The sequence below is a fragment of the Flaviflexus massiliensis genome, assembly GCF_001375495.1.
GTDB lineage: Bacteria > Actinomycetota > Actinomycetes > Actinomycetales > Actinomycetaceae > Flaviflexus > Flaviflexus massiliensis.
The window spans coordinates 69526-85820 of record NZ_LN831058.1 but is presented as its reverse complement, the minus strand read 5'-3'; the positions used below and the strand labels follow the sequence as shown (position 1 = coordinate 85820).

11 protein-coding genes and 1 pseudogene are annotated in these 16295 nt (G+C 59.3%); 7 read left to right on the top strand and 5 right to left on the bottom strand.

Annotated elements, in window-relative coordinates; genetic code table 11:
* Positions 1-4 precede the first annotated feature (4 nt).
* Complete coding sequence (locus BN1241_RS04280; protein WP_222704400.1) at positions 5-256, top strand: hypothetical protein; 252 nt, start codon at positions 5-7, stop codon at positions 254-256.
* Between the two features lie 95 nt (positions 257-351).
* The gene (locus BN1241_RS04275) at positions 352-1143 is read left to right on the top strand and encodes an alpha/beta fold hydrolase (protein WP_054952475.1); all 792 of its coding nucleotides are present in this window, start codon (positions 352-354) and stop codon (positions 1141-1143) included.
* Positions 1144-1188: 45 nt separating this feature from the next.
* Here BN1241_RS04275 and BN1241_RS04270 read toward each other — a convergent pair whose 3' ends face one another.
* On the bottom strand, positions 1189-2571 hold the full coding sequence (locus BN1241_RS04270) for a hypothetical protein (RefSeq protein WP_054952474.1): 1383 nt from the start codon (positions 2569-2571) through the stop codon (positions 1189-1191).
* Between the two features lie 148 nt (positions 2572-2719).
* On the opposite strand from BN1241_RS04270, the gene BN1241_RS04265 reads away from it, so the two are divergent.
* Genes BN1241_RS04265 through BN1241_RS04255 form a run of 3 tightly spaced genes read left to right on the top strand, consistent with a single transcriptional unit; the run spans position 2720 to position 6074 of the window.
* Positions 2720-4063, top strand: a complete 1344-nt coding sequence (locus BN1241_RS04265) for a hypothetical protein (protein WP_054952473.1) — start codon at positions 2720-2722, stop codon at positions 4061-4063.
* Between the two features lie 3 nt (positions 4064-4066).
* Positions 4067-5134, top strand: coding sequence for an LptM family lipoprotein (locus BN1241_RS04260; protein WP_054952472.1), 1068 nt, complete (start codon positions 4067-4069; stop codon positions 5132-5134).
* A gap of 10 nt (positions 5135-5144) precedes the next feature.
* Positions 5145-6074, top strand: a complete 930-nt coding sequence (locus BN1241_RS04255; protein ID WP_054952471.1) for a tetratricopeptide repeat protein — start codon at positions 5145-5147, stop codon at positions 6072-6074.
* A 224-nt stretch (positions 6075-6298) separates the two neighbouring features.
* On the opposite strand, the gene BN1241_RS04250 is transcribed toward BN1241_RS04255, so the two are convergent.
* Complete coding sequence (locus BN1241_RS04250) at positions 6299-7927, bottom strand: glycoside hydrolase family 13 protein (RefSeq protein WP_054952470.1); 1629 nt, start codon at positions 7925-7927, stop codon at positions 6299-6301.
* Positions 7924-8937 (bottom strand): LacI family DNA-binding transcriptional regulator, encoded by a 1014-nt coding sequence (locus BN1241_RS04245; RefSeq protein WP_054952469.1) that lies wholly within the window; start codon positions 8935-8937, stop codon positions 7924-7926. Before BN1241_RS04245 ends, BN1241_RS04250 begins: the two co-directional genes overlap by 4 nt.
* A 343-nt stretch (positions 8938-9280) precedes the next feature.
* On the opposite strand from BN1241_RS04245, the gene BN1241_RS12530 reads away from it, so the two are divergent.
* Together BN1241_RS12530 and BN1241_RS12525 are read left to right on the top strand one after the other, a co-directional pair.
* Positions 9281-10840 carry a DEAD/DEAH box helicase gene (locus BN1241_RS12530; protein ID WP_082418209.1) on the top strand — a complete coding sequence of 520 codons (1560 nt, stop codon included), beginning with the start codon at positions 9281-9283 and terminating at the stop codon, positions 10838-10840.
* A gap of 10 nt (positions 10841-10850) precedes the next feature.
* Complete coding sequence (locus tag BN1241_RS12525) at positions 10851-12584, top strand: DUF3427 domain-containing protein (protein ID WP_187117595.1); 1734 nt, start codon at positions 10851-10853, stop codon at positions 12582-12584.
* Between the two features lie 4 nt (positions 12585-12588).
* Here the strand turns inward: BN1241_RS12525 and glgB are convergent, their stop codons facing one another.
* Together glgB and BN1241_RS13220 are read right to left on the bottom strand one after the other, a co-directional pair.
* Positions 12589-14784 carry a 1,4-alpha-glucan branching protein GlgB gene (glgB, locus tag BN1241_RS13225; protein WP_054953794.1) on the bottom strand — a complete coding sequence of 732 codons (2196 nt, stop codon included), beginning with the start codon at positions 14782-14784 and terminating at the stop codon, positions 12589-12591.
* 1278 nt (positions 14785-16062) lie between these two features.
* Positions 16063-16263 (bottom strand): annotated as a pseudogene (locus tag BN1241_RS13220) (maltokinase N-terminal cap-like domain-containing protein); the annotation flags it as partial.
* Between the last annotated feature and the right edge of the window lie 32 nt (positions 16264-16295).

Sequence of the window (16295 nt, the reverse complement as noted above, 5' to 3'; positions counted from 1 at the left end):
GAACATGGATCGGATTACGGGTGGGGTGCGGAAGGAAACCGGGCCGGGAGGGCTCACCTTCAACGTGCGCAACATCCCCCGTGGCGAGAAAGAATACCGGTGCCCAGGATGCCAACAGATCATAGCGATCGGCACCCCGCATATCGTGGCATGGACGGAAGAAACACTGTGGGGAGCCCAGGCCGGCCTGGAAGATCGTAGGCACTGGCACAGCGCATGCTGGCGGGCACGCAACACCCGCGGATACACGTTCTAAAACCCACCTAACAAGTGTGAAAATCGAAGCCCGGTAACACCGCGAAGATGTTTCTTTCTCTGGAGCGAAAAAACCAATCCCGTTAGGGTGAGACCATGACCTACCTCTCATATCGCTGGACCGGTGATCGCACCACCACCCCCTGGGTACTCCTGCACGCCATGCCCTTCGACTCGACTATGTTCAACAAGGTGCGCACCTACCTCCCCTCCGTCATCACCTTCGATGCTCCCGGATTCGGTGAGTCCCTCCCCGGCCACGAGCTCGATGGGATGCTGGGTGTACAGGAGCCGAGCCTCGACACCTACGCCCGGGCAATCGCTCACGACCTGGAAGAACTCAGAGCCCGGAGATTCCATATCGGTGGGGTATCCATGGGTGGAGCGGTCACTGCAGCCGTGGTTTCTCTCGGCGTGGGACACGAGGGAGTGGCCCTCATCGACACCAACATCGGTGCCGACACCGAGGAAGCGGCAAAGAACCGTCGTGAGGCCGCAAGGAAGGCCGATGAGGGGGATGCGTCCTCGGTGCTGGGGATGGCGGATGGGATGACCGCGAAGGCAACCCAGCAGGGGAGGCCAGAGATCTACGCCGATATTCAACGCCGCTTGCGTGAAGTAAACCCGCAGTCCCTGGCATGGATGCAAAGGGCCATGGCCGCGCGCCCCGATCGTCATGATGTTCTCAAGGATGGCATCCGTGCACTCCTGCTGGTGCGGGGAGATGAAGACCCTACCATGTCACCCACAATGATTGACCGCCTGGCAAAGGAATACCCGGCGACCGCGGTCACGAAGACCATTGCAGCCGCCGGGCATTTCGCACCGCTGGAAACCCCGAGCGAACTGGGAGAGATCCTGGCGGACTTCACAACTCAGCAGCTGTAGCCCGCCCCAAGATCACCCGCGTTTATTTCCCGACGTAGGAGCTCTCTACTGGTGAGAGCCTTCTGAATCGGATTCGGAGGAAGTGAGATCGGTGAGTGTCTTGTTCTGCTCGGAGGAGAGAAGAGACCTCATGTCCTCCAGGTAGGAGGTCAGGGAATCGCGTTGCGCGGTGAGCTGAGCGACGTGCTCGGATGCCGACTCCCGCTCATTGCGAGCCGCCTCCCTCGCCTCGGAGAGGATGGCGCCGGCCTGCGCGCGAGCCTCGGCCAGAATTTCCTCCGCCTCGGCAGTCGCCTGAGCAATGCGCTGAGAGGCATCCGACTGGGACGTGGTCCGCAAAGCTTCGGCACGCTGCACGGCCTCCGACAGGCGCCGTTCAGCATCGTTCGCCTTCTTCTCAGCCTCCGACACCATCGCGTTGAGCGCCTCCCGTTGGGAGGCTTCCTCGGCCGCAATCATCTCGGCGGATTCCTTGGCAGCCCGAGCAAGTTCTTCCCGTTGCTGGGCAGTCTCGGTTGAGATCCGGTTCTCGTGCGCGGTCCGCTCGTTCGAGATCAGCGCCGCATGCTCAGCACGCTCCCTCTCAATGAGCTGCCTGTGGCTTGTGCGTTCCTTCGCGATCTCCGCTTCGTGATTCGCACGCTCGGACGAGATCCGCTGGCGATGCTCGGTCTGCTCCTTCTCAATGAGCTGCTTGTGTGCGGCAAGCTCCTGGGCGAGACGATCCCGCTGCTCCGTGATCTCACCCGAGAGGCGCTCGTTGTGGCTAGCGGACTCGGAGTGAAGCCGGTTCTGGTGGTTGGCGAGTTCTTCGGCAAGCTCACGCTCCTGAGTGGAACGGAGAGAGGCAAGTTCGTCGTTCGTGGATGCACGGAGGCTTCGCAGCTCAGATTCGGTCTTGCTCCTCTGCTCCGCCACATCGTGGTTCGCTTCTGTGCGGAGGCGGTGGGCCTCGCGCTCGGCAGAGGCCACGAGCTCCTCGGCCTTCACCCGAGCATTATCGAGCTCGGTGGTGGCGGTCGCGGTCGATGACTTCCGTTCATCATCCGCATCCCGCCGCGCCTTCGCAAGGAGCTCGGCGGCCTGGCGTTCGGCGTTCTCGGTCAGGGAGGTGGCTTGCTGGCTGGCGCGATTGAGAGTCTTCTCCGCATCGGCATTAGCCCGGGTCACAATATCGAGAGCCTGCTCCTCGGTGGAGCGCAGTAGGCGCTCCACGCGTGCACCCAGCCCCGAATAGGAGGGGCGATCGTTCTCCGTTAGTTCCCTGCGTGCCTCGGCGAGCTCACCGGACAGCTTGAGGACCTCCGAGTCGAGCCGGGCAACCTGCGACCGAGTTTCGGTGAGGGTAGCGCTTAAAGAGTGGAGCTTCTGATCGACCTGTGCGCGATCATATCCGCGCATGACAATCGGAAACTGAGATTCCTCCATGACAGTCCTTTCGTTAGTTCAAGGGTACGCGGTGAGGTCAGTTTGGGCCGCGCGGAAGTGTGAACCTGAGTACGCTCTTTGCAAAAGACTACTTTATGAAATCGTTATACAACTATGCTTGGGCACTGATAAACCGAGGAGGAACGACGTGAAACGACTGCCAGCAGCCCTGCTGCTCGTTATTGGTGTGGCGCTCATGGTGGTGGGAATCGGCTCCGCCACGTGGTGGAAGCCAAGCACAACCATTGTTGCGAACACCGCATCGGACTCCGAGTCCGGCATCATCGCCACCGATGCTGGGGTGCTGGAGCTCGTTAACGACACCGTGCGCGTTTCCGCTCGTGCCCCGGGAACCACGGTGGAGATGGTGGTGGCTTCCAGTGCCACGGCAGCCCTGTGGTTGGGGGAGGAACCGCACGTGACCGTCAACGGTCTCGAAGACTGGCAAACTCTCGCAACGACCCTCCCAGATCCGGACGTTGCCCCCGAGGGTGAACTGTCCCTGCAGGGCTCCGACCTGTTCAACCCGGAGAACTTCATCTCCGGAGAAGATGCCGCTGAACTGTACTTCACGGTTCCCGAGGGAGACTGGACCCTCATTGCCCTCGGCCAGGACGGCACCACGCCCGAGCTGACGATCACGTGGGAACGTGACGTCTCAACGCCCTGGGCCATCCCCCTCGTCATTGTCGGCATTGTTCTTCTGGCGGCAGGCAGTGCCCTGTTCCTGTTCCAGAGCCAGCAGAAGACCGTGCAGAAGCGTCGTCGTGAAAGCGTGGAACGCTCCGAACGCATGGGGCGCGCCGATTCGACCGACACCACCGTCATTCCCGCCATCACCACAACCTCCAAGGCGGATGAGGATGCGGATGGAGCGACCTCCAGCCAGGTACGCGGATCCGTCCGCGAAGAAACCGGTGGCAGCTACGGTGCAAGCATCCTCCCCGCAAGCCCCCGCGCCGAGCAGTTCCGTGCCGAGGGAACCGAGACTGACACTGTCGAAGCAGAGAAGAACTCAGATTCTGACTCAACCGATTCTGAGTCCGTTGATACTGACTCCGTTGAAGCTGGGGATGCTGACGCGGTGGTAGCTGAAGACATGATTGATGACGGCACAGCTGATGACGTGACGGCTGATGAAGACTCAGTGTCTGGCGATGCAACGGCTGACGATGAGTCGGTGGACGGTGCTGACGAGACGGATGCTGAGTTCGTGACCACGGCTGAATCGGGTGCCGAGGATAGCAATGAGTCCTTTGTTGATGATGTGAATGAGTCCTTGGAAGGGACTGAAGGAAACCTGGACGGTGACTGGGTTGACGATGCGTCAGACGAGCCTCACGTGGGAGAATCAGATGATGAGGAATCCTCAGACTCTTTGACGAAGCAGAACTCCGGGACGCAGGCAGATTCAGCCGCACAATCCGACAACGATGAGCGAGGTTCCTCGGACGACTGGCGTTCGCTGTGGGGCTTTGGGCCGAAGGAGTAAGACATGATGAAAAAGAGTAAATTTTGGGCCTTCGCCGCGGCTACGGCGCTCGTGCTGAGCGCGTGCTCCGACACCGGAGACGAGATCCCAACCCCGTCCGTTGAAACCCCCTCAACGTCCGCCACGGACACGGAGAGCCCGGAAGAAGACGCGACGATCACCGAAGGAGACGGCCAGTCGCAACGAGCCGACCAGGTGCTCGAGGCGATCGCAGCATCCCTCGACCAGGCCTACGAAGAGCGGACCACGGAGAACATCCTGGAACGCATCAACGGCCCCGCCCGCCAGGTCATCGAGGCAGAGTTTGCGAACGCTGAACGCTTCGGGATCGAGGACCTGTCGCCCGTTCCGTTGACCGATGCCGACTCCACTTGGTCAACATCGGCAGACTTCCCGCGCGTTGCCATGGTCTTCACGCAGAACCCCGACACCGGTTCCAACGACCAGCTCGTTGTGCTGTCGCAGGCCAACGGCAGGTCGAACTACAAGCTGTGGGGATATGCGGACCTCGTGCCAGCAGAAGTTGACATCACCTTCGCGACCGACACGGATGCGATCCCGGGAGACTCGGCCGAGGGCCTGGCCACGAGCCCCCTCCAAGCCATCACCGAGTACGCGGAGCGCTTGCGCGGGGATGACACGAACGTGACCTTCGAGGACGATGCTCTGTCCTCGTCCCTTCAGGCGCAGCGTGACTCCATTGCTGAGTCGCTTGGTGAGACCGGGAACGTGACTATCGATGCTCGTGCGCTCAACCACGGGCCGCTCTCCATGGCGACCGAGGATGGTGGGGCCGTGACGATGGGTGCTCTCGAATACGACGTTGTCATTGACCGGACGACCGCGGGCTCCACGATCACCGTGGGAGACGAACTGGCACGGTGGATGACCGGGGAAGCCGATTCCACATACGATGTTCAAGGAACGCTCACGTCCACCTACTACGTGACGGTCGCGTTCTATATTCCAGCTCGGGGTGAAGGAAACGTTCACGTCATTGCCACCGCTGACCCGGTTCTCACCAACGTGACGGATGACGCATCGACGAACCCTGACGAGACCACAGAATAGGAATGATGAGATGACCCAGCCACTGAATATGCGAGGCGCAGTTGATCTCTCGGCACTTGCCCCTGCCAAGGAGCAGGCACGCGTGAGGGAGCAAACCACGAACGAAAACGGGGAACAGGTGATACCCGGCCCGATCGTCCGTGACGTGACCATGGAGAATATTCAGTCGTTTCTGGAACTCTCCCTCCACGTCCCCCTCATCATCGCCTTCAAGTCACCCCGCTCCGAAGGCTCCATCAAGCTCGTTGGCACCCTCAGCAGCGATGTTCTGGCCCGCGGAGGCCGTGTCGGCCTTGGTGTTGTCGATGCTGACACGGTTCCTGAAGTTGTTGCCGCCTTCCAGGTCCAAGCTGTTCCGACGACCCTCGCGGTCCTTGGCGGTAACCCGGTTCCCCTCTTCCAGGGGACAATGGAAGCCGAGGACGTGACCAAGGCAGTGGACTCCGTCCTTCAGGCCGCCCAGCAGCTCGGTGTCTTCGGCAAGCTCGATGGTGACGAGAACGGGGCAATGCCCGAACCGGAGCTTCCCGCCTACGTCCAAGAAGCCAATGCCGCACTCGAAGCCGGTGACTTCGAGAAGGCGCACGAAGCCTACACGAAGGCGCTGAAAGAAAACCCGGGCGATGACTTCGCCAAGGTGGAGCTCATGAGGGTGGAACTCATGCAGCGTGTCCAGGACTACGACGTGCAGGCAGTCATGGCTGAAGCCCAAAACGCTGAGGCAGGCGACTGGGAAGTCCAAATCAAGGTGTCCGATATTGAGATGGCAGCCAACCGCCCCGAGTCTGCCTTCGCACGCCTCCTCGCAGTCGTCCAGGCAACCTCGGGGGACGACCGCGACACGGTCCGTGCCCGCCTTGTCGAATACTTTACGATCGTCGGACACCACGATCCCCTCGTCTCCGAGGCTCGCAGGCAGCTCGCCAACTCCCTCATGTAATTCCAACGCCCGCAACAAGCCGGTAGCAGTATAGGAAAGCTTCGGACCTGACTCAGATCTGAAACGAACCTCAGAACAAGTGTTGAGCTAAGAGTTTGAGACTGAAAGTGGTAGGGGTCGTGTGTTGTAGCAATCGCTACCGCACTCGAGTCCTACCACTTCTCTACTTCTTCCCCAGGTCCGAGTGATATGGCGATGAACGTCGGAACGGGAGAGCTAGCTCTTTAGCTTTCGGTTTTTTGAAGCCAGCAGGTCGTATTCGGTCCAATCGTGTCCGTCACGGGTTGGGAAGAAAGGAGGACCTGCCAGCCGTCCGGCACCGGTAGTTCGCGATCGAATGCGGTGATGACACGGATGTCGCCGACCTGGTACTCGAGTGCGTCCTCGGTGGTGTGGTCTTTGATCTGTGCAGTCCCAAGTCCGTGTTCTTTCCTGAGTTTCAGGGCAGTAGTGATCATCGTGTGCACGGAGTCTGGATTTACGATTTGTCTGTCGGGTGCATACTCCTCCCAGCCATCAGGCTGGGGCAGCCAGGTTTCTCCCGTGGGGGAGAAGCCAGCACCGGGCAGAGTGCTGTCCCAGGGCAGTGGAATGCGGCAACCATCTCGCCCGGCCTCGGTGCCTTCTGTGCGCCGGAAGTTCGGGTCCTGTCGGTACTCGTCCGCGAGGGATGTGTGCTCGGGAAGTCCCAGCTCCTCACCGTTGTAAAGGTATGCGGAACCGGGCAGTGCAAGCATGAGGAGCTGTGCCGCACGTGCTCGTCGTGAACCGAGTTCAAGATCTGGCTGCGGATCGGTGGGGAAAATACCGTTGGGTCCCTTGCCTGTGACGGGCAGTCCCATGCGAGAAGGGAGCCGAACAACATCGTGATTGTTGAACACCCAGGTCGTTGGTGCACCGACCCGGTTGTTGACCTCGTAGGACTGAGCAATGACTTCTTGGAGGGACGCCCTATCCCAGGGGCTGGCGAGGAAGGAGAAGTTGAAGCACTGCTGGAATTCATCGGGACGAACGTAGAGGGAGCGCCTCTCATCGTCGTGCACCCACGCCTCAGCGCACATCATCCCGCCGTACGAATCAACGATCTTTCGCCAGTCGCGGTAAATATCGTGGACTTCGTCCCGGTCCCACATCGGAGGGGCGGGCACGCTGTCGTCATCGAGGCCGGAGACCATTTCCCAGTCGTGATCCCAGTCCGGCAGGGCCGGGTCCTTCATAAGCCCGTGGGCCACATCGACACGGAATCCTGCGACTCCACGTTCGAGCCAGAAACGTAGAATGGATTCAAACTCTTCTCGTACGAGCGGGTTCTCCCAGTTCAGATCCGGTTGGGAGGAGTCAAAGAGATGCAGATACCACTGTCCGTCCTCAACTTGAGTCCAGGCAGGGCCACCAAAGACACTGCGCCAGTTCGTGGGCGGGAGCTCACCGTTCTCACCCCTGCCGTCCCTAAACCAATAGAGGTTTCGCTCGGGCGATCCCGGGCCAGCTTTCAATGCCTTTTGGAACCAGGGATGCTGATCCGAGGTGTGATTGGGAACCAGGTCGACGATGACCTTGATGCCGAGCTCCTTGGCGCGAGCTAGGAGGGTGGTGGCATCCTCGAGAGTTCCAAATAAAGGATCGACATCCCGGTAGTCGGATACGTCGTAGCCGTGGTCCTTTTGCGGGGAGGTGTAGAACGGTGAAATCCACACCGCATCCACTCCCAAACCCGCCAAATACGGTAGCTTCGATGTAATTCCAGGGAGGTCACCCACGCCATCTGTCGTGGACTTAAAGGAGCGGGGATAGATCTGGTAAATAACGGCAGAGGACCACCATTGGTCACTGCTGGGCTGAGAAAGAATCATGTTTCCCTCGGTGCGGAACCGGTTGATCCGCGCGTAATCAGTTCGGAACGGAAAGTCATCGGCACGCGTGGCGGATTCCCACCCGTCATCATTTCCACCAGGGTACCGATTGCGACAGCAACAATCTCTCGAATGGGTTCCCTGTTGCTTGTGAGGGGAGGGGAGGTAAACGACATGAGACTGGAATCGTCGTGGCCAACAATGGACACATCTTCCGGCACCCTCATGTCCCTCTCCCGTACCCGTCGCAGTGCGCCGAGAGCCAGCAGGTCCGAACCGCAGATCACCGCTGTCATCCCCAGGTCCAACAGCTGGTCCACGGCCCGTTCCCCATCCTCTGAGGAATACAGGGTGTGAATAACATGCTGATCGCTAGCTGGGCACAGCTCCATCATCGCCTGCCGATATCCCATCGCCGTGTTCTGGGCCGGCCGGAAGCGCTCGGGGCCGGTCATGAGTCCAATGGAGCGGTGGCCGGAGTGGAAGAGGTATTGGACTGATTCGCGTGCCGCCTCAACGTGATCCGTGGAGAAGTCGGGAACCCCGATGTTGGGGTTGCGGCCGTTGATAGTCACGAACGGAATGTCACGGTCACCGTGCTGGAGATAGCGGTACACGGTCTCGGCATCATCCTGCTCGAAACCGGTCAGGAACAGAACCCCGGAAACCTGCTGTTTGATGAGCATTTGCAGGTACGATTCGGCACTGTTCCCAGAAGTTCTGGTGAGAAGAATCGGAGCGTAACCGCTCGCGGTAGCGAGCGACACGGCTTCCTGAATGAAGAGGGGAGTCGTTGTCGTGTTGAGGTCGGGCGCGACGATGCCGATGCGGGATCCGCTCGCCTCCCGCAACTCGTTTGGCTTCTCGTAGCCGAGGGCGGTGAGAGCCTCGAGCACCAACTGCCTCGTCCCGCTTGCCACGGTCGACTTTGAGTTGAGAACACGAGACACCGTGGCTGTCGAAACACCGGCCTTTTCGGCCACATCCGACAAGCGAACCTTCTTCGCCATCCGTACCATCCTTGGTGACAGAAACTATTGGTTACTTCTACACAAACTGTAACGGATTGCAGATTATGCACAAAGGTGACGGCTTTACAACCAGCAGTTATGCACGGAAGTCGAAGCAATCTGTTGATCATTACATAACTAAGAGTAACTCTTGCACCAGAGCGTTAGAGAAAATGTGTTACGACGGTGAGCGCAGGAACCGAAGCGAGAGAAGCCAGCGATTGTAGAGGTCATGAAACACGCTTGAGAATACGTAAGTGGGCAAGGTAAACCCAGGATCTTTTGTTTGATCCGAGTTACGTGGACATGCTGCAATTGCGGTGAAAATCGATAAGCCGCATCTATGAATGTTGGCGATGAGGGCAGGCTTCATTACGGGCTTTACGAGCTCCTTCACTCGCGGCGATTGCCGCGTGAGAGGTTCCCAGAAGGGGCAATACCGGACTTTGAAAAAGTGGAGGATGCTGAACGCATCAGGGTTCTCACCACCTATGTTGCGCAACGTCTTGAACAGCAGCTCACAATTGTGAAGACCGAAGAGCAGATCTATATCATCAATCGCGCCCTGCGTAGTTTTGATCCGGATGACGAGATCACGGTTGGCGACAAACAGTCGATTGCCCAGCTGGTCGCACTCAAGCGCTCAAACCAGGAAGCGGTTATCCGCCCCAGCACCCCGCTTTCGGACGTCACGCTTCTGACAAATGCGCCGAAGCAGCCCTCTCTCAGCAGGGAACTGGAACATGAGCTCGCATCAGCCGACCGCGTTGATCTCCTTTGCTCTTTCCTTAAACTTTCTGGCATCAGTGTTCTCCGGGACGCGCTGGGAAAAGCCCAGGAACGGGGTGTCCCAGTTCGCATCATTGCCACGACCTACATGGGTGCGACCGACGCCAAGGCGGTCCAGGCCCTGCACGATCTCGGTGCAGAGATCAAGATTAGCTACCAAAACAATACGACCAGGCTTCACGCAGAGGCTTGGCTGTTTGAACGAAATACCGGTTTCAGTACGGGCTATGTTGGTTCGTCGAATCTGTCTGCGGCTGCCATGACCGATGGCTTGGAATGGAATGTGCGCCTCTCCAGCGTTCAAACTCCTGGAGCGCTCCAGCAGTTCCGTGCAGCGTTCGACGGTTATTGGAATGACCCCGAGTTTGTCTCCTATTCGTCCGACCAATACGAGCAGTTAGACGATGCTCTGCGCAGAGCATCGAAATCGGTTGATCGGCGCATGGCGGCGATCGATACGACCTTCCTCGATGTTTATGCTCGGCCCCACCAGGCGATCATGCTTGATCATTTGGCAGCCGAACGGAGCCGCGGTCACCATAAGAATCTCGTCGTTGCAGCCACCGGTACGGGCAAGACCATCCTCTCCGACCTCGACTTCAAGTATTTGCGGCAAAGTCTGGACAACCCCACCCTCCTGTTTATCGCGCACCGTACCCAGATCCTTCAGCAAGCTCGTTTAGCTTTCCAATCAACGCTGCGGGACCGCGACTTTGGGGAGATATTTGCTGATGGGATGAGACCAAGAAATTGGAAGCACGTCTTTGCCTCCATCCAAACACTGCGTGGCGAGAAACTAACCTCGCTCCCAACGGATCACTTCGATGTCGTCATCATCGACGAATTCCATCACGCCAGCGCACCGACTTACGGGAAGGTGATTGAACACTTCACGCCGCGCGAGCTCGTGGGTCTCACCGCTACTCCCGAGCGAGGCGACGGCGTCAATGTTGCCACCAAGTTCTTTGATGGCAGGATCGCGACCGAACTGAGGCTGTGGGATGCACTCGACGCTGACCTACTCGTGCCCTTCCGCTACTTCGGGATTAAGGATGATACCGACTTGTTGGCGGCCAGAGTCAGCCAAGGGGAAGTACGACACCGCCAGCCTTGAATCCGTGTACGTGGAAGGGGCGTCGGCGGATGCTCGCCTACGTGCAATCTTCGACGAACTTGAAGAAAAGATTGCCGACCCGCGTCGCATGATTGCGCTTGGATTCTGTGCATCGAAGAAGCACGCGAAGTACATGGCGGAGGTATTCAACAGGGCGGGTATCCCGGCAACAGCTCTCGTTGGGGAGGATTCTGAAGAAAGACGCCGACAGGAAATCAAGCGCCTCGCCAATCCGGAAGATCCCCTCGCAATCATCTTCACCGTCGATATCTTCAACGAGGGCATTGATATTCCCGAAGTCGACACGATCCTCATGCTCGGCCCCACCCAGTCACCCACGCTCTTCCAACAGCAGCTTGGCAGGGGACTGCGCCGCTCAGAAAAGAAGGCGGTCCTGACCGTCTTGGACTTCGTCGGTAACCACTCTTCGCAATTCCAGTTTGATCGGAAGTTCTCGATCTTTGCTCGCGGTGGGATTCTGACCGAAAAGACCGTGAAGGAGGAGTTCCCCGATACTCCGGCAGGATGCCTCATCGAGCTCGATGAGTCTGTTCAGAAGGAAGTCACCAATAACCTCAAGGATTCTCTCCAGCTTCCAACAACGAAACTCAATGCGGTGATCGCCGACTTCTTTGCAGATTATCGAGGCGGGGAAGACTCGCGCCTACCCACCCAACAGCTCGGTAATTTCTTAACCGAGACAGGTCGCAGCATCGAGAGCATCTACCGAGCAAGCACAGATTCACTTGTAACCAAGGACGGCAAGCAAAGTATTCGACGCACCTGGATCTCACTACTTGCATACTCGGGCGTGCAGAAAAACCTGAGGAGCTTGTTCGACGAAGAACAATTCCGATACCTCAACAACCGCCTCTTCACGCTCCGTCACGTCAACGATCCCATCAGATACGCAAGCTATCGCGAGCTCCTACACGGATCCGCGACCGAGAAGGACATGAGTGTAGAAGAATCCCGGCTCGCATGGATGCTGATCTTTAGCTTCTGGAACGACGGCACGATTGATGATCGAACCGTTGAGCTGGATGAGGCGCTCGCGGTCCTGCGCAGCTACCCGCAGATCGCGACCGAATTGGACCAAATGTGGGAGATCGTGTCGGATCGTTCCCGCGACAACATCCTCGCCGAACCTCCGATAGCCGGGTCCCCTCTGCGTACTCACGGTGTTTACACGAGGGATGAGCTATATGCGGGACTGGGGATGCATGAGGGAAAGACGAGAACCGCACCCAAGGGCAAGGTTGAGGGTGTCCTCCTGTCGCAGTCCACCGACTCCGCAGCGCTCCTTGTGACCCTGGAAAAGACCGAGAAGCACTTCTCCCCACAAACCATGTACCGCGACTATGCGATGACGCCGTCCGAATTCGGATGGGATTCTCAAGGGAACACGACACCCGAGAGCGAAAGGGGGACAAATCTATCAGGGCCTCTCAACCACCAGGCCGCTCCTCTTCGTACGCAGGTCGAAGCTGCCAACAACCCTGACCGGTGCAGCCGAACCGTACATGTTCCTCGGTCCTGTGACCTACCTAGGCCACGAGGGGTCGCAACCCATGCACGTGACGTGGAAACTGGATCAGCCTATGCCGGCGGAAGTCTTCAATATCGCGAGGGTCGCAGCGTAGTTCGCAATGATTCTTACGGTTATGGCGTAAAGAAACTGGTTGGGCGGTACTCGAATGAGTACCGCCCAACACTGGTGTCATTTCCTCCCCGTGGAGGTTAGACCGTTACTTACTGTCGCGAGAGAGGGAGCGTGGCGTGAGCCAGACTGCGCCTAGCGGCGGAACACGAAGGGCAGTGGACTGTGCTCGCCCATTCCACCCGATCGGATCGGTCTTCACCTCGGTGTTGACCACTCCCGAGCCGCCGTACTTCTCGTCGTCCGTGTTGAGGATCTCGACCCATTCACCTGGGAAGGGCAAACCGACCCGGTAGTTTTCGTGCGGGGTGCCGGCGAAGTTGATGACGGCAACGAGCCAGTCCTTCTCATCCTTGGATTTGCGGACGAAGGACAGAACGTTGTGGTCACCATCGGCAGCCTCGATCCACTCGAAACCGTGGTTCGTGAAGTCATCGGACCAGAGGGCGGGGTGCTCAACGTAGAGTTGGTTGAGCTCGGCCACGAGGGACGTGACCTGGTTGTGACCGGGGTTTTCTGTCAACCACCAGTCCAGGCCCTTGCCTTCGTTCCATTCGTCGATCTGAGCGAACTCCTGGCCCATGAAGATGAGTTGCTTGCCGGGGTGAGCCCACTGGTAGGCGAGGAGGGACCGGACACCGGCACGCTTCTGCCAGTCATCGCCCGGCATCTTTGAATAGAGGGAGCCCTTGCCGTGCACCACTTCGTCATGGGAGATCGGCAGCAGGAACTGTTCCGAGAACGCATAGACGAGGGAGAAGGTGATTTCACCGTGGTGGTAGCGGCGGTTGATCGGTTCCTCAGCGAGATAGCCCAGGGTGTCGTTCATCCACCCCATGTTCCACTTGAGTCCGAAACCGAGTCCGCCACGCTCGGTCATGTCCGTCACGCCCGGCCACGAGGTCGATTCTTCGGCGATCATCATGATGCCAGGGTGGTGACGGTAGGCGGTGGCGTTGGCTTCCTGGAGGAAGGAGATTGCTTCCAGATTTTCACGGCCGCCGTACACGTTGGGCTGCCACTGACCTTCCTCGCGAGAGTAATCCAGGTAGAGGAGGGAAGCAACAGCATCGACACGGATGCCGTCAATGTGGAACTCATCCAACCAGTAGAGTGCGTTCGCAACGAGGAAGTTACGCACCTCGTGACGTCCGTAGTTGAAGATGTAGGTGCCCCAGTCGGGGTGCTCGCCACGGCGAGGATCCGGATCCTCGTAGAGCGGGGTGCCATCGAAACGGGCGAGTGCCCAAGCGTCCTTGGGGAAGTGGGCGGGAACCCAGTCCATGATGACGCCGATACCGGCCTTGTGCAGTTCGTTAATGAGGAAGCGGAGCTCATCGGGTGTGCCGAATCGTGCCGAGGGAGCGTAGTAGGAGGTCACCTGGTAGCCCCACGAGGGACCGTAGGGGTGCTCTGCCACCGGCATGAACTCCACGTGCGTGAAGCCAAGGTACTTGACGTGCCCAATGAGCTGCTCGGCCATGTCCTTGAAGCTCAGTCCCATACGCCATGATCCGAGGTGCACCTCGTAGATCGAGATCGGGCCATCGAGCGGGTTTGTGGAGGCACGCTTCGACATCCACGCGTCATCGCTCCACTCAAAATGGGAGCGGGCAATGATCGATGCGGTCAGCGGTGGCTTCTCGGTGCGGCGCGCCATCGGGTCTGCCTTTTGGTGCCAGGAACTATCCTGGTACTGGATTTCGAACTTGTAGGCCTGTCCTTCTTCCGCACCCGGGACGAACAGTTCCCAAATGCCGGAGGTGCCAAGGGAACGCATGGCGTGGGCCTTGCCATTCCAATGGTTGAAGTCACCCACGACGCGCACAGCCCGCGCGTTGGGAGCCCACACCGTGAAGGCCGTGCCGTCGGTTGTGCCGAGAGGGGAGTCGTAGGACTTCACGTGGGCACCGAGGACGTGCCACAGTTCTTCGTGGCGGCCCTCGCCAATGAGGTACGTGTCCATTTCACCCATGGAGGGCAGGAACCGGTACGGGTCGTCCGTGACCGTCTCGAGGTCCTCCGAGTAGGTTGCCCGTACACGGTAGTCGGGAACGTCCTCACCGGGGATGACCGCAACCCAGACGCCGTTGTATTCGTGGCGTGCTTCGACGTCGCCTCGATCGGTTTCGATCGTGACCTCGGTTGCAAGATGGCGGACAACCCGGATCGTGACAGAGCCGGTGCCGATGTGGGGGCCGAGAATGTCGTGAGGGGAATGGAAGTCGCCATAGGCGACTGCCGCCAAGTTATCCTGCGACACGTTTACGGGCTCAAGTTCCATGGTGACCTCTTTCCTCTTGTCCTCTAAGGCTAGCCCGTCCTCATCCGTCTTGGAGTCGGAATCCAGCAACTCTGCGCGGTTTGTAGCATCGGGTGCACTCGCCCGCTCCTGACCACCGGTGCCGGTGGACGCTTGCGTCTCAGACGCTACCTGTTCTGTGCCTTCCGCTACCGCTGCCGTGGTGGCTGTGGCCGTTTCTGGTGCCTGATTTGGAGCGCTCCCCAGAATGGTGTGGACGGCCGCGGTGGGGACGGAGATCCAGTCGGGCCGGTGTGCACCTTCGTAGGACACCTCGTATAGCGCCTTGTCGAGCTCGAGGGCACGCAGGAGCTCATCCGTGCCTTTTGGGAGTTCCCCGTACCCGTCGAGGAAGGCCGCCTGTGCCTTGTCCACCCAAACTTGTGCGCTCTTCGGATCGGATCCCTCTCGGGAGATATGGCCGCCGACGTAGTCGAAGGACCGAAGCATCCCCGCAACATCACGCAGCGCCAAGTCCGGTGCGGTCCGCTCCGCAAGCGGGCGCAGCGGTTCGCCCTCGAAGTCCAGAATGACCCAGGAGCGGTCCGGAACATCAAGGACCTGACCCAGGTGGTAGTCGCCGTGGATACGCTGAAGGGCCGGCCAGTTCTCCGACTGCTCGGCGGAGCTAAAGACTGCCTCGATGCGGTCCCTGTAGGGCTCAAGATCGGGTGCGCTGGCAAGAGCCTCATCCGCGCGCCTGCGCCACGCATCAACCAGGTTCTTGCGGGCCCCGTCTGTCACCTCGTCCGTGGGCATCACAGTTGCGAGAGTGTCGTGAATGGACCGGGTGGCGGCCCCGAGTTCATACACGGAGTCCCGGTTGAGATCGCCGCGGGCTGCCTGTTCGGTCATGAACTGCCAGGCATCGTGCGCTCCGCTCATAAACTCCTGAACTACGAGGATGTGGCCGGAGACCTCGGTCCCGTCCTCCTCCCAGGTGGCAAGAGCTGCGCCCTTCGGGGGAGCGACGTGGCAGGAGCCCGCCTCCGCCAGAGCCTGCGTGAGGATGACATCCGGATTGAGTCCGGCGTTGAGAACCCGGAAGACCTTGAGAATGACGGTCTCGCCGGATTTCAACTGGTAGCGGATCGACGTATTGGACTGCTCCCCGGTGTACTTCGCGGAAGTAGCGATCGGCATCGCGTCAGCTTCGGATCTGCCGGTCAGGGACTTGCAGTCACCCTCACCCTCAACCCACTGAGGCAGGCACACCTCAAGGAGTGCCTGGTGACCGAAACGGAGCTCGGTCGCGTCGTAGACGAGCTTGCCGCGCTCTCGGGTGATCATCGGATGCTCGAATGCCGTTGAGCTGAGAACGAGGGGAACGACGTAGGTGGAGGAACCAGATTCGATCAGGAAAATATCGACCTGGGGGTCGCCGGAGGCGATCACCCACCTGCCCCTGACGGTGACAGTGTCAGACTTATCCGAGGATACAAACCAGCGTTGGGTGTGCATCCACTTGGCCAGATCCGAAGCAAACACGATAG

Bases quoted from the DNA above. Each gene is read 5' to 3' on its own strand.
- BN1241_RS04245 (WP_054952469.1), bottom strand. From the start codon at position 8,937: ATGGCGAAGAAGGTTCGCTTGTCGGATGTGGCCGAAAAGGCCGGTGTT.
- BN1241_RS04260 (WP_054952472.1), top strand. From the start codon at position 4,067: ATGATGAAAAAGAGTAAATTTTGGGCCTTCGCCGCGGCTACGGCGCTC.
- BN1241_RS04255 (WP_054952471.1), top strand. From the start codon at position 5,145: ATGACCCAGCCACTGAATATGCGAGGCGCAGTTGATCTCTCGGCACTT.
- glgB (WP_054953794.1), bottom strand. From the start codon at position 14,784: ATGGAACTTGAGCCCGTAAACGTGTCGCAGGATAACTTGGCGGCAGTC.
- BN1241_RS04280 (WP_222704400.1), top strand. From the start codon at position 5: ATGGATCGGATTACGGGTGGGGTGCGGAAGGAAACCGGGCCGGGAGGG.
- BN1241_RS12530 (WP_082418209.1), top strand. From the start codon at position 9,281: ATGAATGTTGGCGATGAGGGCAGGCTTCATTACGGGCTTTACGAGCTC.
- BN1241_RS04250 (WP_054952470.1), bottom strand. From the start codon at position 7,927: ATGATTCTTTCTCAGCCCAGCAGTGACCAATGGTGGTCCTCTGCCGTT.
- BN1241_RS04270 (WP_054952474.1), bottom strand. From the start codon at position 2,571: ATGGAGGAATCTCAGTTTCCGATTGTCATGCGCGGATATGATCGCGCA.
- BN1241_RS04275 (WP_054952475.1), top strand. From the start codon at position 352: ATGACCTACCTCTCATATCGCTGGACCGGTGATCGCACCACCACCCCC.